Source organism: Endozoicomonas sp. ALC020 (assembly GCF_049275935.1).
GTDB lineage: Bacteria > Pseudomonadota > Gammaproteobacteria > Pseudomonadales > Endozoicomonadaceae > Endozoicomonas_A.
The window spans coordinates 6,450,323-6,473,155 of sequence record NZ_CP184830.1; the positions used below are offsets into that span (position 1 = coordinate 6,450,323).

Consider the following 22,833-nt stretch of genomic DNA (forward strand, 5'->3'; position numbering starts at 1 on the left):
CGATTAACAAGGACTTTTTAAATTGATGGAGTAAATTAGAGTCGGTTGCGAAATAAAAGTTCAAAACAGGGTCTTACGTACAATTAACGAAGTTTCTGTCTTTCGCCGCATGCAGAATGGCGTCCCTTTTATTTGCCACAGTCAACGATCAATTATTGCTTGAATCCAACTTCATTCTTAACTTATTAATTCGCACTATGTGATCGCTAGTGATCGTCACCACGTAGTCGCCACCAGCCATAAAGCCGACTCTTGTGATCCAATCATTATGGGAAATAATAACTTTTTCGCTCCATGATCCATCAATTTCCTGACCATAGATCCTTGCTGTTCCATCTTTGCGGGTGGTAAGCACTAAGCGGCCATCGGGGCTGAAGATAGCTGGGTTAAACGGATTATCACGGGAAATGATGGCTTTTTCGACCCATGATCCATCAACCTTCTTGCCAGATATTTTCTTGGTACCATCTCTGCATCTGGTTAACACATGGCAACCATCCGGGCTGAAGATGGCTGAGATAATATTGCCATCATGGGAAATGGTGAGTTTTTCTTCCCAAGATCCACCGTCCTTCTGGCCGCAGATTTTCGCCTTGTTAAGACTGATGGTCACCACATGGCGGCCATTGTGGCTAAAAGTGGCTGATCTGACGCCGTAATCATGGGAAATTGAGGCTTCCTCTTGCCATGAGCCATCGGTCTTCTGACCGAAGATTTTCGCAGTTTCATCGTCACTGGCCGTCACCACTCGACAACCATCGGCGCTAAAGGTGGCTGAGTTGACCAATCGTTTATGGGAAATGGTGACTTTTTCTACCCATGATCCATCGACCTTCTGGCCATGGATTTTCGCCTTGTAATGACCACCGAGGGTCAACACGTGGCGGTCATCAGCACTAAAAATGGCCGACTTGAGAAAGTCATGATGGCGAATGGTGGTTTGTTCTTCCCATGAGCCATCGGTCTTCTGACAATAGATTTTCGCGGTTTTATCACAGTTGGCCGTCAACAGTAAGCGACCATCGGCGCTGAAGGTGGCTGCTTTGACCAATGAGACATTGCAGATAGTGACTTTTTCTGCCCATGATCCATCGTCTTCCTGACTATAGATTTTTACCCCCTTTCCGAAAACATCAGTCACCAAATGACTACCATCGGCACTTAAGACGGCAAATTCGAACCAATCATCATGGAAAATGGTGAGCTTTTCTTTCCATGATCCATCGTCTCCCTGACCAAAGATTTTCAACCTATCATCTCTGTAATTGCCAAACACCAAATGGCTGCCATCGGCACTAAAGCTGGCTAATCTGATATCGTCTCCATGGAAACAGGAGAGCGTACACTGCCATGACCCATTAACCTTCTGACTAATGATCTTCACCTCACCATCTCTACTGGCGGTCAACAAATGGCGACCATCGATGCTGTAGGTGTCAAAGTACACCTGGCTATGATGAGCAAAGACAGCCTCTGTAACTAAATAATACTTTTTGTATTGAGACATCAGTCGAGCTTTGGTGAAATGGCAGAGAGCAGGAAAATAAGCTCTCTCTCGCTGTTCTACAAGTGAATTGACTAACGCTTGATCCTTCGTAAACGGTCGCAACCAATTACAGAGTTGCTCTTTATCCTTTATAGGAAGAATCTTCTTTAATTGATATTGATGTGGTGAAGAAAGCCGACGATACCATGCCTTTTCCAGAGCATAATCGTTTTTAATGACATTGTTAAAGTGAGTACAAACTTGCTGTAAGCGGGTAACATCTCGAAACTCCAGCAAACGAATAATTTTGATTGTTATTTCGAAAGGAAAATAGAGCAATAAAGATTTTTTGTTTTTTTCCTTTTCAGGTATAGTGACGGATCTATCCGCACTAATACCAGATAGTTCTTCCCCCAACTGAGTGCGATTGATTAACAGCGAGAGCGAACCAGCCATACTGGATTTATTATTCGTAGGATCCAAATCTGATTTCTCCTTTGTTAATATTCTTCCTGTAAAAAGATCATTAAAGATTGATACGGTTGATCAGACTCGGTTTTGAAGTAAAAGTTCATTAGAGGGTCTTAAATGCAACTAATAAACTTTCAGTCTTTCAGCACAGGCAGGATTGAGTCCCTTTAATTTCTCACAGCAAACAATCAATTATTGTTTTAATCCAGCTTCATCAATAATTTATTAAAATGCACGTTGTTATTTTTCGTGATCGTAATGACGTATTGGCTACCAGCGCTAAAGCCGACTGATATGATCGATTCATCATGGGAAATAATGACTTTTTCGCTCCAGGATCCATCAATCTCCTGACCATGGATTTTTGCCGTTCCGTTTATATGAGTGCTCAGTAGGTAGCGGCCATCGGCACTGAAGATGGCTGAGATGTCACGGCCATCATGGGAAATGGTGAGCTTTTCTTCCCATAGTCCATCGTCTTTCCGGCCAAAGATTTTCACGGTGTTACGTGGAGTAAATTAGAGTCGGTTGCGAAATAAATTGCCACAGTCAACCATCATTCACTCGTCCGCAGTTTATTAATTCGCACTTCATTATCGCTGCTGATGGTCAATACATGGTTACCATCGGCGCTGAAAGTGGCTGATTTGATCGAGCGTTTGTGGGAAAGTATGGCTTTTACGACCCATGATCCATCAGTGTGCTGGCCAATAATTCTCGCCGTGCAGTCATCACTGGCGGTTACCACATAGCGACCATCAGGGCTAAAGGTGGCAGAGTTGATCGGACCATCATGGGAAATGGTGCGCTTTTCTTTCCACAATCCATTGAGCTCAAGGCCGAAGATTATCAATGTGCCATCGTTACTGGCGGTCAGCAAATGACGATCATCAGGGCTGAAGGCGGCGGAGTTGACGGTGCCATCATGGGAAATGGTGGCATTTTCTTGCCATGATCCATTGACCTGCCGACTATGAATTTTGACCTTGCCATTTCTGGCTACGGTCACCACATGGTGGCCTTTGGCCGTTAACCTGGCTGATTCGACCCAGTGATTATAGGTAATGGTGGCTTCATGTTCCCATGATCCATCAGTCTTCTCGCCATAGATTTTCGCCGTCCTATCGAAACTGGCCGTCACCATACGGTGGCCATCAGCGCTGAAGGTAGCTGATTGCAAACGGTAATCATGGAAGATGGTCACTTTTTCTAACCATGATCCGTTCTCTTCCAGATGGTGGATTTTCGCCTTGTAATCACCACCGACGGTCACCGCATGGCGGCCATTGGCAGAGAAGGTGGCTGATAAGACCCAGTGATCATGGGTAATGGAGGCTTCTTCTTGCCATGAACCATCAGTCTTCTCACCATAGATTTTTGCCGTGTTATCAAAACTGGCAGTGATCAAATGACGACTATCCGAGCTGAATGCGACAGATGTGACCCAATTATTATGGGAAAGGATGAGTTTTTCTTCCCATGATCCATCATCCTCCTGGCTAATAATTTTTGCCGTGAAGTCGTCGCTGCAAGTTACCAAATGGCGACCATCAGGACTGAAGGAGGCTAAGCCGATAAAACCATTATGGGAAAGGGTGAGTTTATGCAACCATACCCCACCGACTTCCTGAGCATAGATTTTCGACGTGTTATCCACACTGACGGTCACCACATGGTAGCCATCGGCACTGAATGTGGCTGAGGTGACGTGACCATGGTGGGAAATGACGGCTTCTTTTACCCATAATCGCTTATTATCATTCTGACCATAGATTTTCGCCTTTCTGTCGTTACTGGCGGTCACCAGATGACGGCTATCGGCGCTGAAGTTGGCTGATCTGATACGGTTACGGTTGGCAATGGTTGCTTTATTCTCTAAATCAAATGTTTTACATCGAGACATCAGTCCAGCTCTGGTGAAATAGAACAAAGCAGGAAAATAAACTTTCTTTCGGTATTTTATGAGTGATTCGACTAACGCTTCATCCTCCGTAAACGGCCTCAGCCAAAGACGAAGTTGTTTTTTATCTTCTGAAGGAAGGCTCGTCTTTAATTGATATTGGTGTGGCAAAGAAAACCTCTGATACCATGCCTTTGCAAGAGCATGGTTGTCTTTAATAACCCTGTGTAAATGGGTAGATACCTGTTGCAAACGGGCAATATCCCTGAGCTCCAACAAGCGAATAATTTTGAGGGTTAATTCCTCGGGCAAATCGTGCAATGAGGGTGTTTTCTTTATTTCTTTTTCAGCGACAGCGACAGACCTGCCCACACTGTAACCCGATAGTTCTAATGCCGATCGCGCAAACTTGATTGTGGGCGAGGAATAACCGACCATGCTGGATTTATTATTTGCAGCATCCATCACTGATTTTCCCTGAATTAGAGTAACCGACGATTGATAAGGAGGCTCAAAATTGATGAAGCAAATTAGAGTCGGTTTTGAAATAAAAGTTCAAAAAGTGGTGTCCTGAGTTTCTGTCTTTGAGCACATGCAGAATGGCGCCCCGTTTATTTATCACAGCAAAGAATCATTCACTCATCCATAGTTTAATAATTCGCACTTTATTATACCTACTGATAGTCAATACATGGTTACCATCGGCGCTGAAAGTGGCTGATATGATCGGACATTTATGGGAAAGGATGGCTTTTACGACCCATGATCCATCAGTGTGCTGGCCAATGATTCTCGCAGTGCAATCGTCACTGGCAGTTACCACATGACGGCCATCAGGGCTAAAGGTGGCTGAGTTGACAGAATCATTGTGGTAAAAGGTACGTTTTTCTTCCCAAGATCCGTCCTTCAGGCCGAAGATTCTCACCGCGCCATCGTTGCTGGCGGTTAGCAGATGGCGGTCATCAGGGCTGAAGGTGACTGAGTTGACAGTGCCATCATGGGAAATGGTGACGTTTTCTTTCCATGATCCATTGTCCTGCTGGCTATGGATTTTGACCTTCTTATCTTCACTGGCGGTCACCACATGGCAGACATCAGAACTGAAGGCGGCTGAAGTGACCCAGTAAACATGGGAAATAGTAGCTTCTCGTTCCCATGAGCCATCAGTCTTCTCACCATAGATTTTCGCCGTGTTATCCAAACTGGCCGTCACCAAATGATGGCCATCGTCGCTGAAGGTAGCTGACTGCACAAAGTCATCATGGGAAATGGTCACTTTTTCTAACCATGATCCATTCTCTTCCAGGTGGTGGATTTTCGCCTTGCGATCATCACCGACGGTCACCGCATAGCTACCATCAGCACTAAAGGTGGCTGATCTGATCCAATGATCATGGGAGATGGTGACTTTTTCTTCCCATGATCCATCGTCCCGCAGGTGGAGGATTTTCGCAGTGTGATCGGCACTGACGGTCAACACATGACGGCTATCGGCGCTGAAGGTGGCATAGTTGACCCAATCATTATGGGATAGGGTGAGCTTTTCTTCCCAGGATCTATCATCCTTCTGACTGATAATTTTCGCTGTGTGGTCGTCACTGGCGGTTACCACATGACGACCATCAGGGCTGAAGAAAGCTGAGTTGATGAAATTATTATGGGAAATGGTGAGTTTATGTACCCATGACCCATCGACTCCCTGACCATAGATTTTCGACGTATGATCGAAACTGAGAGTCACCACATGACGGCTATCGACACTGAAGGTGGCTGAGTTGACATCAAAATTGTGAGCAATAGTTGCTTTTTCTACCCATTTTCCCTTGTCATTCTGGCTATAGATTTTCGCCTTTCTGTCGTCACTGGCAGTCACCACATGACGACTATCGGCGCTGAAGTTGGCTGATCTGACAATATTACGATGGGCAATGGTCGTTTTTTTCTCTGAATCAAATATTTTACATTGAGACATTAGCCCAGTTTTGGCGAAATAAAACAAAGCAGGAAAATAAACTTTCTTTCGGCATTTTATGAGTGATTCGACTAACGCTTCATCCTTCGTAAACGGCCTCAACCAAAGACGGAGTTGTTTTTTATCTTCTGCAGGAAGGCTTGTCTTTAATTGATATTGGTGAGGTGAAGAAAACCGCTGAAACCATGCCTTTGCCAGAGCATGATTGTCGTTAATTACCCTGTGTAAGTGAGTCGATACCTGTTGCAAGCGGACAATATCCCGAAGTTCCAACAAACGAATAATTTTGACGGTTAATTCCTCGGGCAAATCGTGCAATGAGGCTGTTTTCTTTATTTCTTTTTCAACGACAGCGATAGACCTGCCCGCTCCGTCACCAGAAGGTTCTCCGCCCGATCGTGTGAGCTTGGTTGGAGGCAAGGAAAATCCAACGACGCCGGAGTTGTTATTTGCGCTATGCATACCTGATTTTCTCTGGACTAGTCTTGCCGTCGATAAACAAGGAGGTTCAAAATTGATGGAGAAAATTAGAGTTGGATTTGAAATAAAAGTTCAAAACATGGACTTAAAAGTTTCTGTCTTTAAGCACATGCAGAATGGCGCCCCTTTTATTTGTCACAATCATCAATCATCCGTAGTGTAATAATTCGCACTTTATTATCGCTACTGATAGTTAATACATGGTAACCATCGGCGCTGAAAGTGGCTGATTTGATTGAACGTTTATGGGAAAACATGGCTTTTACGACCCATAACCCATCAGTGTGCTGGCCAATGATTCTCGCCGTGCAGTCATCGCTGGCAGTTAGTACATGGCGACCATCGGAGCTGAAGGTGGCAGAGTTGACAGAATCATTGTGGTAAAAGGTACGTTTTTCTTCCCATGATCCATCGACCTTCAGGCCATAAATTCTCACCGTGCGATCATTACTGGCGGTCACCAGATGCTGACCATCAGGGCTGAAAGCGGCTGAGTTGATAGAGTCATCATGGAAAATGGTGACATTTTCTTTCCATGATCCATCAACCTGTCGGCTATGAATTTTGACCTTGTTATCTCCACCCAAGGTCAGCACATGGCGGCCATTAGCAGTTAAGTTGGCTGTTAAGACCCAGTCATCGTGGGAAATAGTGGCTTCTCGCTCCCATGAGCCATCAGTCTTCTCACCATAGATTTTCGCCGTGTTATCCAAACTGGCCGTCACCAGATGTTGCCCATCGGCGCTGAAGTCAACTGAGTTCACACGCTGATCATGGGAAATGGTCACTTTTTCTAACCATGATCCATTCTCTTCCAAATGGTGGATTTTCGCCTTGTGATCACCACTGACGGTCACCACATGGTGACCATCCGCGCTAAAGGTAGCTGACTGGATCAAGCCATTATGATGAATGATGATTTTTTCTTCCCAGGATCCATCGTCTCTCTGTGCGAAGATTTTCGCAGTGTGATCGAAACTGATGGTCATCACATGACGGCTATCGGTGCTGAAGACAGAGTTGACCCAGTGATTATGGGAAAGGGTGAGCCTTTCTTCCCATGATCCGTCATCCTTCTGGCTAATGATTTTCGCCGTGTGGTCGCAACTGCCAGTTACCACATGGCGACCATCAGGGCTGAAGGAGGCAGAGCAGATCAAACCATTATGGGAAATGGTGAGTTTATGTACCCATGACCCACCAACTCCCTGACCATAGATGTTCGAAGTGTTAACACTGGCGGTCAACACATGGCGGCTATCGGCAGTGAATTTGGCTGAGGTGACTTGAAAGGCGTGAGCTATGGTGGCTTTTTTTATCCATGATTCATCGTCCTTTTGGCCATAGATTTTCGCCTTTTTGTCGTTACTGGCGGTCAACGCATGAAGGCCATCGGCGCTGAAGCTTGCTGAACTGACAAAGTCATCGTGGGTAATGGTAGCTTTTTTCTCTAAATTAAATGTTTTACATCGAGACATCAGTCCGGTTCTGGTGAAATGAAACAAAGCAGGAAAATAACTTTTCTTTCGGTATTTTATGAGTGATTCGACTAACGCTTCATCCTTCGTAAACGGCCTCAGCCAACAACGGAGTTGTTTTTTATCTGCTGCAGGAAGGCTGGTCTTTAATTGATATTGATGCGGTGTAGAAAACCGCTGATACCATGCCTTTGCCAGAACATGATTATCTTTAATAACCCTGTGTAAGTGAGTCGATACCTGTTGCAAACGGGCAATATCCCGAAGTTCCAACAAGCGAATAATTTTGATGGTTAATTCCTCGGGCAAATCGTTCAATGAGGGTGTTTTCTTTATTTCTTTTTCAGCTGCAGCGACAGACCTGCCCGCAGTGTAACCCGATGGTTCGGGTGCCGAACGCGCGAACTTGGTTAGGGCCGAGGAATAACCGACCATGCTGGATTTATTATTTGCAGCTTCCATCACTGATTTTTCCTGGTTAGTGTTACCGAAGATTGATAAGGAGGTTCAAAATTGATGAAGCAAATTAGAGTCGATTTTGAAATAAAAGTTCATAAAATGCTGTCCTGAGTTTCTGTCTTTCAGCACATGCAGAATGGCGCCCCTTTTATTTGTCACAGGAAACCATCACTCACTCATCCGTAGTTTAATAATTCGCACTTTATTATCCCTACTGATAGTTAATACATGGTTACCATCGGCGCTGAAAGTGGCTGATTTGATTGAACGTTTATGAGAAAGGATGGCTTTTACGACCCATGATCCATCAGTTTGCTGGCCAATGATTCTCACCGTGCAGTCATCACTGGCGGTTACCACATGGCAACCATCGGGGCTAAAGGTGGCAGAGTTGACCCAATCATTACAGAAAAAGGTGCGTTTCTCTTCCCATGATCCATTGATCTTAAGGCCACAGATTTTCACCGTGCCATCCATACTGGCGGTCACCACATGGCGGTCATCAGGGCTGAAGGTGGCTGAGTTGATCCAATCATTATGGGACAGGGTGAGCTTTTCTACCCATGATCCATTGACCTGCCGGCTATGGATTTTGACCTTGTAATCTCTACCGACGGTCACCACATGGCGGCCATTGGCAGTTAAGTTGGCTGATGCAACCCAGTGATTATGGGAAATAATGGCTTCTTGTTCCCATGAGCCATCAGTCTTCTCACCATAGATTTTCGCCGTGTTATCCAAACTGCCCGTCACCAGATGATGGCCATCGACGCTGAAGGTAGCTGACTCCACGTAGTTATCATGGGAAATGGTCACTTTTTCTAACCATGATCCATTCTCTTCCAGGTGGTGGATTTTCACCTTGTGATCATCACCGGCGGTTAGCGCATGGCTACCATCAGCGCTAAAAGCGACTAACTGGATCCAGTGATCATGGATAATGAAGGCTTCTTCCTCCCATGATCCATCAGTCCTCTTACCATAAATTTTCGCCGTGTTATCGAAACTGCCGGTCATCACACGACGGCTGTCAGAGCTGAATGTGACAGAGTCGACCCGGTAATTATGGGAAATGATGAGCTTTTCTTCCCATGATCCATCATCCTTCTGGCTAATAATTTTTGCCGTGCGGTCGATACTGCCGGTTATCAAGTGCAGACCATCCGGGCTGAAAGAGGCTGAGATGACGAAACCATTATGGGAAATGGTGAGTTTATGTACCCATGACCCACCGACTCCCTGCCCATAGATTTTCGCCGTGCGATCCTTACTGATCGTCAACACGTGGCGGCCATCGGCACTGAATATGGCTGAGTTGACGTCACCATCGTGGGAAATGGTGGCTTCTTTTACCCATAATCGCTTATTGTCATTCTGGCCATAGATTATCGCCTTTTTGTCGTTACTGGCGGTCACCACATGACGGCTATCCGCGCTGAAGTTGGCCGATCTGACACGGTCATAGTGGGCAATGGTAGCTTTTTTCTCTAAATCAAATATTTTACATTGAGACATTAGCCCAGTTTTGGCGAAATAAAACAAAGCAGGAAAATAAACTTTCTTTCGGCATTTTATGAGTGATTCGACTAACGCTTCATCCTTCGTAAACGGCCTCAACCAAAGACGGAGTTGTTTTTTATCTTCTGCAGGAAGGCTTGTCTTTAATTGATATTGGTGCGGTAAAGAAAACCGCTGAAACCATGCCTTTGCCAGAGCATGATTGTCGTTAATTACCCTGTGTAAGTGAGTCGATACCTGTTGCAAGCGGACAATATCCCGAAGTTCCAACAAACGAATAATTTTGACGGTTAATTCCTCGGGCAAATCGTGCAATGAAGCAGTTTTCTGTATTTCTTTGTCGGGTACAGCGATGGATCTAACTTTACTGACACCTGATGATTTTCCCTCCAATCGAGCGTAACCATCTGACAGCAAGACTGAACCGGCTACGCCGGATTCACTATTCATAGAATCCAAACCTGGTTTCTCCTATGTTAGAACTTTCAATCAATTAAAAAAGAGCTTTCAAAACTGATGCAATTAATAAGTACTCAGCCATACGGAATCGAATATTTCTGGCTTATTGGGCAGGTGCTCTGCAAGGCGCAACGACGGGAACATAGCAAACTATGTGACCAGAGTTGCAACGCAGCACGACTGCATGGATGCAGGAGCTAGAGCAACGCAGGAGCAGTTGCCGCGAGTACCTGAACAATAAGTCAGAAAATATGATTTCGTATGGTTGAGTACTTAAGAGTAGATTTCGAAATAAAAGTTCATTAATTGGAGTTAAGTGCTGATTGCCATTCTCCCCCACCTGAATCGAGGCTGTCGCAAAATTCTGGCTCCCATGTTTCAGCGTGGGAACCGGGTTTTGGAACACCGTATTCAGATGGAGAAGGATGTTAAATTCTTCATGATTACCCGGAAACGGTCGACTGGAGTGGAAGAGCGGTAAGAAAAGACGGAAAAGGCTCTATATCAGAATGCATACTCCTGTTCTGAAAAGGCTTGCAATCGATGCAGACGAATGACTAAGAATCATGAGTTGCAATAATCGATTCTATCGTGCTGTTGGGCGAATCAAGGCTTTGAAGGCTCATAAGTACAGTTCAATTATGGTTTTGTGAGTTAAATTATTGTAGTCGTTTATTTTGACTGTTTGATTCATTTTTTTGGTCTTATACTTCATCATTTTTACTGAATAACTTTGGTGAGATGACATTGTGTGTCTTTTAAAACCTATGCAGTCGTTTTTCAACGCTTTATTGAGTTTGCCGCTATTACCAAAGTAAAAGTTTGAGCCGTTGCGGTGAATCTTAAGCAAGATGAATTATAAATTAGTTTCTAATTTATAAAATTTTTGCGTGACCAGACTTTTTCTATTTTTGATTTATCTCCTTATTTATTCTTCGCTTCGACAGGCTGGGGATAAGGCCCAATAACTACTAAAAATCGAGATAAGGACGCAAACGGTGAATTTGATTCAGGTGCTTTGCTTTTCCACGTATCCAATGCTACTTTTTCATCGTAATGTAAATTTGAGACTAATTTAGTATGAGACTCACAAATACGATTTTAGTGTTATTAATATGTTTACTTTCTTGTTATTCAAGGGCAACAGTCCTCTCAACTGCTACTCGCCTCATCTCATTGAATGACAAAGCTTTAACGATATCATTTAAAAAAAGCGAAGCTAGTCATACAATGCTTTTGGATGCTTGTGAATCATCCAGGCTTTCAACAATGATTGCGTCAGTTAGAATGATGAGAGCAGTGCTTTTAAGTGAAGGTCAACCTAACCCGATAGATCCGAAAGATATATATTTAGGGCAATTATGGAACTTGGTAGAAGCCGGCGTTGGCAATACTCCGTCTAATCTTTTAAGTACTTTTGCTAGCGATTCCCCATTTACCGGGCCAGGTGGTGTACTTGATAGAACTCTTGAGGGTTTGCAAAGAAACAAAGGTTTGAATGAAGACTTAAAGAAGGTCTTGCTCATGGTGTTGAAAATACTTAATGAGAATACTGAGGTTATAAACTCATTTACTGAATTAGGACTAACAGATAAGCTTCAAGAAATAAAAGAAGAGATTGAGGAGTTAGGTCAAAGTGGGTAAAAAACGCAGACTTCGTACGCGGTTGCAGCCAATTACGGGGTTGTTCTTTATCCTCTGTAGGAAGGCTTGTCTTTTTGTCTTTCACAACCAGAATGGCGCCCCTTTTATTTGTCACAGTAATCAATCATTCACTCATCCGTAGTTTATTAATTCGCACTCTATTATCACTACTGAAAGTCAATACATGGTTACCATCGGTGCTGAAAGTGGCTAATTCGATCGAACAATCATGGGAAAGGATGGCTTTTACGACCCATGATCCATCAATCTCCTGACCATGAATCTTTGCCGTTCCATCTAAATGGGTAGTAAGCAAATGGCGGCCATCGGTACTGAAAACGGCTGGGCGAAAAGAATCTCCATAGCAAATGATGGCTTTTTCGACCCATGATCCATCAGCCTTCCTGCCAGAGATTTTCCTGGTACCATACTTACAGCTGCTTAGGACATGGCAACCATCGGGGCTGAAGATGACTGAGATAATATTTTCATCATGGAAAATAGTGAGCTTTTCTTCCCATGATCCATCGTCCTTATGACCGTAGATTTTCACCGTGTTATTACGATCGGCGGTCACCACATGGCGGCCGTTAGGGCTAAAGCTGGCTGATTTGACCCAGTGATCATGGGAAATATTAGCTTCTTCTTCCCATGCCCCATCGGTCTTCAGACCATAGATTTTCACCGTATTATCCTCACTGGCCGTTACCACTCGGTAACCATCGGTGCTGAAAGTGGCCGAGTTGATCAGTCGGTCATGGGAAATGGTGACTTTATCTACCCATGATCCATTGAGCTTCTGGCTGAGGATTTTTGCCTTGTAATCTTGACCGACAGTCAACACATGCTGGTCATCCGCACTAAAGATGGCGGATTGGACAGTTTCATCATGGTGAATAGTCGTTTCTTCTTCCCATGAACCATCACTCTTCTGAACGTAGATTTTCGCAGTTTTATCAACACTGGCCGTCACTACTCGGCGACTATCGGCGCTAAAGGTGATTGAGGCGATTGTCAGATTATGGGCAAGAGTCAATTTTTCTACCCATGATCCATCGACTTCCTGACCATAGATTTTCGCCGCAGTGAAGTCACTGGCAACCACCAAATGACGACCATCGGCACTGAAGGTGGCTGAGTAGGACCAACTGTAATGTGAATGGGAAATGGTGAGTTTTTCTTCCCATCGCCCATCATCACCCTGACTACAGATTTTCGCCGTTTCATCGACACTGATGGTCACCAAGTGCTTGCCATTGGCACTAAAGACGGCTGATATGAGACCGTTTTCATGGGAAAGGGTGAGTCTTTGCTCCCAAGACCCATCGCCCTTCTGAGCAATGATTTTCACCTCGCCATTTATACTGCTGGTGAGCCAATGGCGGCCATCGGTGCTAAATTCGATTCGGTTCGGACTGCCATTATGAGCAATGACCGCTTGTGTATCCAAATAATACTTTTTGTATTGAGACATCAGTCTAGCTTTGTTGAAATGGAACAAAGCAGGAAAATAAACTTTCTCCCGGTGATTGATGAGTGATTCAACTAACGCTTCATCTTTCGTAAAGGGTCGCAGCCAATTACGGAGTTGTTCTTTATCCTTTGTCGGAAGGATGTTCTTTAATTGATCCTGGTGTTGTAAAGAAAACCGGCGATACCATGCCTTTTCCAAGGAATGATCGTCTTTAATAAGATTGTTAAAGTGAGTAGATACCTGTTGTAAACCGATAATATCCCGAAACTCCAACAAACGAAAAATTTTAATTTGTAATTCTTCGGGCAAAGAGTGCAATGAAACTGTTTTCTCAATGTCCTTATCAGGTAGAGCGATGGATCTGCCCGCACTAACACCCGATGGCTCGCTCTCTATTGGAGTGTCCACAGGCTGTAGCGAGAGTGAAGCGACTGTGCTGGAAATGTTAGCGTTAGAGTCCATGCTGGGTTTCTCCTGAGTTACTATCTCCCCGGTTAAAGAGGGCATTCAAAATTGATGCTGTAAATTGGATTCGATTTTGAAATAAAAGTTCCATTAAAAAACTCAAAATACAATCACCACTCCCCCCAAGAAAAATCAGGAAATCTAGTTTCAAGAAGCTTATTATCCAACAGCACAGTTTTTCGCAATAAAGAATATAAGGAAGCACAATATAAAGATTCTGCGTTTACATACGAAAAAGTTGTCTACGCTCATTCAACCATCAATCCTTCTTGCGTAGTTCAGTGATTCTCACCTTGTTATCTCGACTGACGGTCACCACATTGCGGCTATCGGCGCTGAAGCTGGCTGCGGTGAATTCTGTCTTTTTTTGAATGGCGGCTTTTTGCAGCCATGAGCCATTGGCCTGCAGGCCATAAATTTTTACGACACCATCGATACTGGCGGTCACCACATGGCAAGCATCGGCACTGAAGCTGGCAGAGAGAACCTTATCCTGGTGGACAATGTTGGCTTTTAGTTTCCATGATCCATCGGTCTGCAGGCTACTGATTTTCGCCGTGCCATCATCACTGACGGTCACCACATGCTGGCAATCGGCACTGAAGTTTGCAGAGGTGACCTTGTTATCGTGGACAATACAGGCTTTTTCTTTCCATGATCCAGCATTCTGGCTATGGATTTTCGCCTTATGATCGTCACTGGCAGTCACCACATGGAGGCAGTCCGCGCTGAAATTGGCTGATTTGACCCAGAAATCATGTTTGATTGTGCCCATTTTTTTCCACGATCCATCAGCCTGTAGGTCACAGATTATCGCTGTGCTAGCAAAAGTGATGATGACCAGATGGCAGCTATCGGCACTGAACTGGGCCGGGCCGACTCCGCCCTGCTCTGTTTGAATGCTAGATGTTACTGCCCATAATCCAGCAGCTGACTGACCAAGGATTTCAATAACGAAACTCGCAGGATTGAAAATTATCATGTGATGGCCATCAGGGCTAAGTAGGGTCGAGTAGGTCGTATCTTTATGAAAAGCGTCCTCCAGTTCCCATGATCCATTGTTCCCCCGACCAGTGATTTTCACCGAATCACCAAGAGCGGCAGTCACCACGCGGCGACCGTCACCAATAAAGGTGGCTGAAAGGAGGAAACTATTATGGGTAATGATGGCTTTTTCTTCCCATGAGCCATCGTCCTCAAGACCATAGATTTTCGCTGTTTGATCGTGACTGGTGGTTATCAGATAGCAGCCATCGGGGCTAAAAATGGCTGATCTGACCCATTCATTATGTGTAATGATGGCTTTTTGTTTCCACGAGCCATCATCTTCCAGACCATAGATTTTCGCTGTTTCATCGCGACTGGCGGTTGCCAGATGTTGGCCATCGGGGCTGAAATTGGCTTCAAAGACTCTATCACTATGGGTAATTTCCAGTTTTTCCACTAACTCGAATTTTTTACATAGAGACATCAGTTTACTGTTGGTGAAAAGTAACTGAGCAGGAAAATGAATATTCTTTTGTTGTTTTATGAGCGGCTCAATGGTCTCCTTATTTGCAAACGGCTTCAGCCAATCACGGAGCTGGTGCTCATTTTTTGTCTTAATGGTGGTCTTCAGTTGATATTGGTGTGATGAAGGGAAACGGCGATTCCATGCTCTTTCCAGAGCTTTATTTTGTTTAACAAGATGGCGAAAATATCTGCATACCTCTGCTAAACGGGTAACCTCACGCAAACCCAAACAGCGAATAATTTTTGAATGTATTAATTCGGGCAACTCAAAGAATGGAGAGTTATTGTTGTGATACAGAGTAACCTCCCTGCTTTCACTGACACCCGTTGCTGCTTCTTCCAGTTGGGTTTGCTCAAATGTTCGCGAGACTGGTTCGTGTATGCTGAAATTGCTCTTGATAGAGTTCATTCCTGATTTTTCCGTAGCTACAAAGTCATTAATTGTCCTCCCTTAAAAAGGACATTTAAAATTAATTAAATCTGTTAGAGTGGGGTTTATAACAGAAGTTCAAAATATTGAGGTCATTGAAACCAGGGAAAAGAAGAGTTCTGAACTGTGAAAATGATAGAAAGAAGCTCTTTCATTGAGAGGCCACTATAAAATTGTCATTGGGCCCTCGATATAACCTCTGGTTCACAGTCCTTTGGAACCACTTGATGACCTTTTCTTCGACACACTGCCTCAAAAAAGAAAAATTGCATTTTTCATCAACGATAACAGCCAGTTAGAAGCATTTTGGCTGCATGCCCCCCCAACTGTCGGCCATACCTCCATTAGAACGAAACCTCCTGTATGCCCGGTTAGGAACTTTTTCTTGTGAAAATAGTCATAGTCGAAGATATAAAATTAACCAATTAGATAAGTGAGGTACAACATGAATAACATCAGCAATGGCACAGAGCCCAAATGCGCTATGCCTGAGACTAAAGCCCATTCTTCTGAATCAACGTCTCCAGCTAATAATGCAAACTTTAAGGGACACCAACTTCAAGCTACAAATTCATCTCGGCGAGTAGAAGCTGCTCTTCAAGGTAAGTGCAGTATTTGCCTGGATCCTTTCACCAATACTGAAATCAAACCATTATCCTTGTTGCCATGCTTCCATGTGTACCATTCAGAATGCGGTACTAAATTAAACAAACAGTCCTGTCCTGAGTGCAGGAATCATGCCAGTCCTTCAACGATTAAAATTTACCAAAATAGCACATCATTAAGAGAAGATTTGCCACTGGAATGCGCTGAAAACCTTTGTTCTGTGGTAGGTGCCAATGCCTCGATTAGCTCCGGCAAGAAAGCGCTCTGCCCTTATCCTCTTGCAACTTTCCCATATCAAGCGGCAGAAAACTTTCTGGAGAACAACCATGCTCCAATTATTGAATGGCTCCGTGAGTCATTTGCTGAAAAAAAGTACAAAACCGCTCATGTGCATTATGATGAAAAACATTGCGTAACAGACCAATTCGTACACCTTCACGAGAAACCAGCGATTGCGCTTTCTGTGCAGCTCAAACCCAACCAGCCCGAGATAGAATTGTCCTATTGGGCTGAAGATATTAACAAAGCGAAAACTCCGGAAGCTGCTTTCAAAAATCTTCTGGAAGACATGCGAACCGATTTGTTATTTCTCAGCCTGAGAAACACGCATCCAGCCATTTTTGACCTAAGCACAGATCTATACATCTTCCATCATGATTTATGGAGATACAACGCTATTTTCATCAATGACGAACATAACTCCGTGCCTCTTCGCACCATTTTCGATCCATCTACTAAATCTTTTAGCTGGGATAGATTGAAACAGGAGCTGGAAAAAAAGGGTTTTGAATATAAGAAGTTATTCGAAACAACCCCTTCTGAAAAATTTTTAGCATTTAATCAATCTTCTCGGATGGTAGCTTTTGAGAGGTGGGAGGTTGATACTGTTGACGATTTTCATTCCAATAGCCGGGGAGAAACAGCAGTCCCAGATTGTATCACGCCCAGCTCTCAACGCCCTGTTAGTGAAAGCAGGTTAGAAATTCCCTCTGGGGATTTGGATACCGATAGTTTCTTATTCTGATCTGAAGAAACTTATCCGGGTGACACCCGATCACCACGAATTAACTCAGGTGATTGGGTGCATTACCTGCAGAGTGATCTATCTAAAGCCACCCATTTTCCACCGTGGTATTTCGGGATAATGTCCAATTGCTATTTGTATATGACGACTCATCACATTGGGCGAGGCACCAAAGCACTGAACATCACATTGATTAGAAAATCTCTTAAAATCATCAATATTAATCAGTGCTCCGTGAGAGAGGAAGCTGGTTTGAAGATCGTCGCCGGTAATGTGTGCAGCCAAATCTGGTTCCGAGAGAAGGATTGTTCTGTGCATGAGTGTAGCGTTAGGGTCATAAAAAATAACCTTCATGCATCCATCCTGTTTCTTTAATCTCAAGGCCATTGCGTGGTCAATTGTGCCATCGTTTTGTGAACGAAAATAAAAGTTCTTTTCAGCGCCAGCCGACATATTCCAATATTTTTTTACCAGCCCTGTAAGAGCCTCAGAAAACTTTCCCTCAAGGAAATAATATCCATCAGCAAATATTCCATATTTAGAGTAGTTTACTACTTCGTATGGAAAATTAGATGTATTTGCAAAGGTTGACTGTATTTTTTCTGAGGTATTTATTCTTTCAAAAGTATCTTTCCCACGGCCAAATACATTTTTGCCATAAGCCCAGGCAAAATGTCGGCAGACTATTTTTTCTCCAGGTGCTCTAATGTCATTGTCAGACCGGCAGAATTGACCATTGAGGTTTTTTCGAAACCAGGAATCATCAGAGTTATACATAGGAATTGGAACGATAGAACCATCCTGTTTGAAAACAAGTTTAACCTGAAGGCTTCGCCCTTTTTCATGCAGTTGTTTTATCTTGTTGGCAACATAGCAAGTTGATCTCTGGCAGGCTAACGGGATGTTAATGTTGTAAGCACTTAATGGTTTGTGGAGTGCTTTAGTAAACCATGCATCAGGGTGTTCTTTCATCAGCTTTGTGGTAAGACAACGCAAAGCATTGACAGAATAACCACCAAAACATGCCTTAATGCCATTAACAAGGGATGTTATGGCCCTGACTGGCATCAAGGATTCTGAATGTCTGTGCCAGGAATGTGAAAGTGCCGACTGAACACCAAGATTAATCTGATCCATTTCATGATATTCCTTTCATTATCAACAATCATGATCAATTTTCTTAAACCTATAAGTACCTAACCAGTTGGTTTCGCATATTCTGGACGGCGGCTTTTTCCACCCTTCTGCGTTCCAACTCTGGTTGCGTAGCTATGGCTACGCGCCCATCGTTGCGCCTTGAAGGATGAAAAAATCCACTCGCCAGAATATGCGAAACCAACTGACCAGGTACTTAGAGTTCAAACTTGCCAGTAAGTTCAAATTAAATGAAAAATTAAATAACACCCAGTGTTTACCTGAAACCCAACTCAAAACAAACCTCTATAAATCGCCAAAAAATTTATAATTACCTTATAAATCTTTGGATAATATCAAGTGCCTGTATAGTTACTTATCTGAAACAAAAGTACTATTTTCCGAATACTTATTTCCACTATCCCCTTAATACAGCATGAGTCTCATGCCCAGGATCTATCATTAAATGATTACTCTTCAGTGAGCCACCAAAACTCCGGATATCACTTTCATCATAAGATTTCTTCCTATCATCAATATTCATAAGCACTCCATAAGAGAGGAAGCTGGCTTGAAGATCTTCACCGGCGATATATGCAGCCAAACCTGGTTCCGAGAGAAGGAATGTTTTGTGCCTGAGTGTGGCGTTAGGGTCGTAAAAAATAACCTTCATGCATCCATTCTGCTTCTTTAATCTCAGGGCCATTGAGTGAGAAAATCTTCCATGTTCTCGGGAACGGAAAAAAAAATTCTTTTCATCACTGTCCGACATATTCCAGTACTTTTCTACCAGCCCTGTAAGAGCTTCTGCAAACTTGCCTTTATGAAAATAATACAAGTCAGCAAAACAGGCTCTCTTAGTCATTTGACCATCTGCCAATCTAACTGGAAGATAGTATGACTCTCTTAATGGATCATCAGCTGTATTTGCAAAGGTTAACTGTATTTTTTCTGGGGTATTTATTATTTCAAAATCCTTCCGCCGACCAAAGACTCTTCTGGCATAAGCCCAAGCGAAATGACGGCAGGCTATCTCTTTCCCTGGTGCTATGGTGTCATTATCAGAGCGATGGACTTGAAAATTAAGGTTTGTGGGGAACTGGGAATTGTCGGAGTCATAGATGGGGATTGGAACACTAATACCATCCTCCTGGAAGGCAAGTTTAACCTGAAGACTTCGCCCTTGATCATGCAGCTGATTTACCTTGTTTTTAACATAGTGAGTTGATCCCTCGCAGGCTAGCGGGATGTTAATATTATAAGCACTTAATGGTTTATGGAGTGCTTTAGTAAACCATGCATCAGGATGCTCTTTCATCAGTTTTGTGTTGGTAGAGTGCAAAATGCTGACAGAATAACCACCAAAACATGCCTTGATGCCATTAACAAGGGATGTTATAGCCCTGACTGACATCAAGGATTCTGAATGATTGTGCCACGAATGTGAAAGTGCCGACAGAACACCTAATTTGATTTGATCCATTGCGCGCGCGCCCCCTTCTTTTTTTTAGTTACCATGATCCATTTGCTCACTATATATATAGAGCACTAAAGTGCTAATAAGTTCCGCAGCTGTTGCTCTGTTCAGGAAAAAGTGAAGATTGTTGTCGCAGGCAGGGTGTCCGTTAAATGGGTTCCACCCTGCTTCCAACTCGGCAGCAGGGTAGAAAGAGGTAGAGATCACAAACTCTTGGTGACTACTTCATAAATATCGGTAGACAGATCAGGCACTGCCTTGATTCGCTCCAGCGCTTTCCTCATGCGCTCCCTTATAGCTGGCTGGTATTTCTTCCAGCGTGTCAATGGCGTCATCAGACGAGAAGCGATTTGCGGGTTCTGCTTGTCCAGGGTAATGATCCAGTCTGCCAGGAACTCATAGCCTTCGCCTGTGCCAGAATGAAACTGCTTCATATTCCCGCTGGCAAATCCGCCCAATAAAGCTCTCAGCTTATTCGGGCTGGTGCTGTCAAAAGATTCATGCTCCTGAAGTGACCTTAGATGCTCCAGAGTACCCAGAGACGGACTGCTGCTTTGCATCATAAACCAGCTGTCCATGACCACTGCGTCATCTTTATAACGATCCAGATAGTCATTGAGCAGAGAATCAATGGTTTCCCGACTCTGAAAACTGGAATTAATGACGGCGCCCATGGCTGCACGCAGGTCGGTCATATTGCTGGCATTGTTGTACTGATCTTCAGCCAGTTGTTGCAGACTGTCGTCTTCCAGTTCAACCAGGTAGCCGAGGCAGATATTTCTCAGGGTACGTTTGGCAATATCTCCGGCTTGCGGGCGATACTCACCCTTCAGGTGCAGAGTTTGATAAAGCTCCAGCAGTTTATCTTTGTGAGCCTCAGCAATGGCTTTGCGAACACGACTTCTGGATTCACAGATCTGCTGGGGGTGAATTTCTTCCGCCTGCTCAGCCAGACTCGCTTCAGAGGGCAGTTTCAACATTTCTGCTTTAACCGCTTTGTCCAGCTCTTCATCGGCGAGCACGACACCGAAAGCATCAACCAGCCTTGAATCAATCGCGGTTTCTTTGTCCTTCAGCAGTCCGTCGACCAGATCTTCAATAACCGCAGTGGCCAGACGCTGACCTGCATCCCAACGATTGTAACTATCGCTGTCGTACTTCATCAGGAAAACCAGATCTTCACGACGGTAATCGTATTTGACACGAACGGGCGCAGAGAAGTTTCTCAGAATAGACGGCAATGGATTTTCAGTCAGTCCTTCGAATGTCCAGGTGTCTTCAGCCGCTGTAACATGCAGAACCCGTTCAGTCTCACCGGCTTCGTTCAGTGGCAGGGCTTTGCCATCCTTGTCCAGCAGGGCAACAGCCACAGGAATATGAAAAGGCAGCTTAGTCTCCTGACCCGGAGTGGCCGGACAACTCTGAGCTATTGTCAGAAGGTACCGACCTGACGCCTGATCAAAACTGTCGGTCACGGTAACAACCGGCGTTCCCGCCTGGTTATACCAATGACGAAACTGACCGAGGTCAACGCCGGAAGCCTCTTCCATGGCTTTTACAAAGTCTTCACAGGTCGCTGCTTCACCGTCAAAACGTTCGAAGTACAGGTCTGAACCTTTGCGGAAATGGTCTTTACCGACAATGGTCTGAATCATCCGAACCACTTCACAACCCTTTTCGTAAACGGTCAGGGTGTAAAAGTTGGAGATCTCGATAAATGACTGCGGGCGTATAGGATGAGCCATGGGGCCTGCATCTTCAGCAAACTGTGCCGTCTTCATTACCGCAGCGTCTGCAATCCGCTTGACGCCCCGTGAATTCATATCTGCCGAAAATTCAGCGTCACGGAATACAGTGAAGCCTTCTTTAAGACTCAGCTGAAACCAGTCACGACAGGTGACCCTGTTGCCAGACCAGTTATGGAAATACTCATGGGCAACAATCGCTTCTATACGCTGATAACTGGCGTCAGTAGCCGTATCGGGGCTTGCCAGTACACAGGAAGAGTTGAAAATGTTCAAACCCTTGTTTTCCATCGCCCCCATGTTGAAATGATCTACCGCTACGATCATGAAGATATCCAGATCGTACTCACGGCCATACACCTCTTCGTCCCACTTCATGGACTTTTTCAGAGAAAGCATGGCGTGGTCGCATTTGTCGATATTGTGAGACTCGGTGAAAATACGCAGTGCTACTTCCCTGCCGTTCATGGTGGTGAAACCATCTTCCACCATTTCCAGATCACCGCCTACCAGGGCAAACAGATAGCTGGGCTTTTTGAACGGGTCTTCCCAGGTCACCCAGTGTCGTCCACCTTCAAACTCGCCACGGGCAATATCATTACCATTGGACAGCAGTACCGGGTAACGGCCTCTGTCGGCAATCACCTTGGTAGTGAATTTGGACATAACATCCGGACGATCCAGATAGTAGGTAATTTTGCGGAAGCCTTCTGCTTCGCATTGGGTGCAGAACATGCCGTTGGATTTATACAGTCCTTCCAGAGAAGTGTTTTCCTGAGGACGAATACGGGTCACAACCGTCAGAGAGAATGAGAGACGGGTGACCGGTACAGTCAGGCTTTCAGAACCGAGGATGTACTGATCAGAGGTCAGTTCGGAACCGTCAATAAAGACACTGACCAGCTCCAGGTCGATACCAACCAGAGTCAGGTCGGGGGTATCTTGTCCACGATCTTCATTACGGCGCAAGCCGAGTACCGAGGTCACCAGTGCGTGATCTTCGAACAGGTCGAAGGTCAGGTCGGTGGTATCAATCCAATAATCCGGAGCCTGATAATCTTTCAGGTAAATAGCTCTGGGTTGGGCGTCTTTCATTTTC

At 44.4% G+C, this 22,833-nt stretch carries 13 protein-coding genes; 2 read left to right on the top strand and 11 right to left on the bottom strand.

The genetic code is table 11. The features are described from left to right. Positions 1–148: 148 nt before the first annotated feature. From ACOJUO_RS24020 to ACOJUO_RS24045, 6 genes are all read right to left on the bottom strand, one after another. Positions 149–1,969 carry an F-box/WD repeat-containing protein gene (locus tag ACOJUO_RS24020; protein WP_422134404.1) on the bottom strand — a complete coding sequence of 607 codons (1,821 nt, stop codon included), beginning with the start codon at positions 1,967–1,969 and terminating at the stop codon, positions 149–151. A gap of 188 nt (positions 1,970–2,157) precedes the next feature. Continuing rightward, positions 2,158–2,457, bottom strand: coding sequence for a hypothetical protein (locus ACOJUO_RS24025; protein ID WP_422134405.1), 300 nt, complete (start codon positions 2,455–2,457; stop codon positions 2,158–2,160). 56 nt (positions 2,458–2,513) lie between these two features. Further along, the gene (locus tag ACOJUO_RS24030; RefSeq protein ID WP_422138421.1) at positions 2,514–4,322 is read right to left on the bottom strand and encodes an F-box/WD repeat-containing protein; all 1,809 of its coding nucleotides are present in this window, start codon (positions 4,320–4,322) and stop codon (positions 2,514–2,516) included. A 166-nt stretch (positions 4,323–4,488) separates the two neighbouring features. Beyond that, positions 4,489–6,249, bottom strand: coding sequence for an F-box/WD repeat-containing protein (locus ACOJUO_RS24035; RefSeq protein WP_422138422.1), 1,761 nt, complete (start codon positions 6,247–6,249; stop codon positions 4,489–4,491). Between the two features lie 188 nt (positions 6,250–6,437). Beyond that, a complete protein-coding gene (locus tag ACOJUO_RS24040; protein WP_422134408.1) occupies positions 6,438–8,249 on the bottom strand; it encodes an F-box/WD repeat-containing protein in 1,812 nt (603 codons plus the stop codon). Positions 8,250–8,414: 165 nt separating this feature from the next. Next, entirely contained in the window at positions 8,415–10,214 is a 1,800-nt protein-coding gene (locus ACOJUO_RS24045; protein WP_422140097.1) for an F-box/WD repeat-containing protein, read from the bottom strand. A 1,089-nt stretch (positions 10,215–11,303) separates the two neighbouring features. Here ACOJUO_RS24045 and ACOJUO_RS24050 point away from each other — a divergent pair. After that, positions 11,304–11,867, top strand: coding sequence for a hypothetical protein (locus tag ACOJUO_RS24050; RefSeq protein ID WP_422134409.1), 564 nt, complete (start codon positions 11,304–11,306; stop codon positions 11,865–11,867). Positions 11,868–11,991: 124 nt separating this feature from the next. Here ACOJUO_RS24050 and ACOJUO_RS24055 read toward each other — a convergent pair whose 3' ends face one another. After that, a complete protein-coding gene (locus tag ACOJUO_RS24055; protein ID WP_422138423.1) occupies positions 11,992–13,803 on the bottom strand; it encodes an F-box/WD repeat-containing protein in 1,812 nt (603 codons plus the stop codon). A gap of 262 nt (positions 13,804–14,065) precedes the next feature. Then, positions 14,066–15,727, bottom strand: a complete 1,662-nt coding sequence (locus ACOJUO_RS24060) for an F-box/WD repeat-containing protein (RefSeq protein WP_422138424.1) — start codon at positions 15,725–15,727, stop codon at positions 14,066–14,068. A gap of 466 nt (positions 15,728–16,193) precedes the next feature. Here ACOJUO_RS24060 and ACOJUO_RS24065 point away from each other — a divergent pair, with 466 nt between their 5' ends. After that, entirely contained in the window at positions 16,194–17,378 is a 1,185-nt protein-coding gene (locus tag ACOJUO_RS24065; RefSeq protein WP_422138425.1) for an RING finger domain-containing protein, read from the top strand. Positions 17,379–17,456: 78 nt separating this feature from the next. Here the strand turns inward: ACOJUO_RS24065 and ACOJUO_RS24070 are convergent, their stop codons facing one another. The 3 genes from ACOJUO_RS24070 to pepN all read right to left on the bottom strand — a co-directional run bounded on the left by ACOJUO_RS24070 (position 17,457) and on the right by pepN (position 22,829). Then, complete coding sequence (locus ACOJUO_RS24070; protein WP_422138426.1) at positions 17,457–18,515, bottom strand: ShET2/EspL2 family type III secretion system effector toxin; 1,059 nt, start codon at positions 18,513–18,515, stop codon at positions 17,457–17,459. A 415-nt stretch (positions 18,516–18,930) separates the two neighbouring features. Beyond that, positions 18,931–19,995 (bottom strand): ShET2/EspL2 family type III secretion system effector toxin, encoded by a 1,065-nt coding sequence (locus ACOJUO_RS24075; protein WP_422138427.1) that lies wholly within the window; start codon positions 19,993–19,995, stop codon positions 18,931–18,933. A 197-nt stretch (positions 19,996–20,192) separates the two neighbouring features. After that, positions 20,193–22,829, bottom strand: a complete 2,637-nt coding sequence (gene pepN / locus ACOJUO_RS24080) for an aminopeptidase N (RefSeq protein ID WP_422138428.1) — start codon at positions 22,827–22,829, stop codon at positions 20,193–20,195. Between the last annotated feature and the right edge of the window lie 4 nt (positions 22,830–22,833).

Coding starts and splice junctions, on each gene's coding strand:
- ACOJUO_RS24030 (WP_422138421.1), bottom strand. CDS start 4,322: ATGGATGCTGCAAATAATAAATCCAGCATGGTCGGTTATTCCTCGCCC.
- ACOJUO_RS24045 (WP_422140097.1), bottom strand. CDS start 10,214: ATGAATAGTGAATCCGGCGTAGCCGGTTCAGTCTTGCTGTCAGATGGT.
- ACOJUO_RS24065 (WP_422138425.1), top strand. CDS start 16,194: ATGAATAACATCAGCAATGGCACAGAGCCCAAATGCGCTATGCCTGAG.
- ACOJUO_RS24075 (WP_422138427.1), bottom strand. CDS start 19,995: ATGGATCAAATCAAATTAGGTGTTCTGTCGGCACTTTCACATTCGTGG.
- ACOJUO_RS24040 (WP_422134408.1), bottom strand. CDS start 8,249: ATGGAAGCTGCAAATAATAAATCCAGCATGGTCGGTTATTCCTCGGCC.
- ACOJUO_RS24050 (WP_422134409.1), top strand. CDS start 11,304: ATGAGACTCACAAATACGATTTTAGTGTTATTAATATGTTTACTTTCT.
- pepN (WP_422138428.1), bottom strand. CDS start 22,829: ATGAAAGACGCCCAACCCAGAGCTATTTACCTGAAAGATTATCAGGCT.
- ACOJUO_RS24055 (WP_422138423.1), bottom strand. CDS start 13,803: ATGGACTCTAACGCTAACATTTCCAGCACAGTCGCTTCACTCTCGCTA.
- ACOJUO_RS24060 (WP_422138424.1), bottom strand. CDS start 15,727: ATGAACTCTATCAAGAGCAATTTCAGCATACACGAACCAGTCTCGCGA.
- ACOJUO_RS24070 (WP_422138426.1), bottom strand. CDS start 18,515: ATGGATCAGATTAATCTTGGTGTTCAGTCGGCACTTTCACATTCCTGG.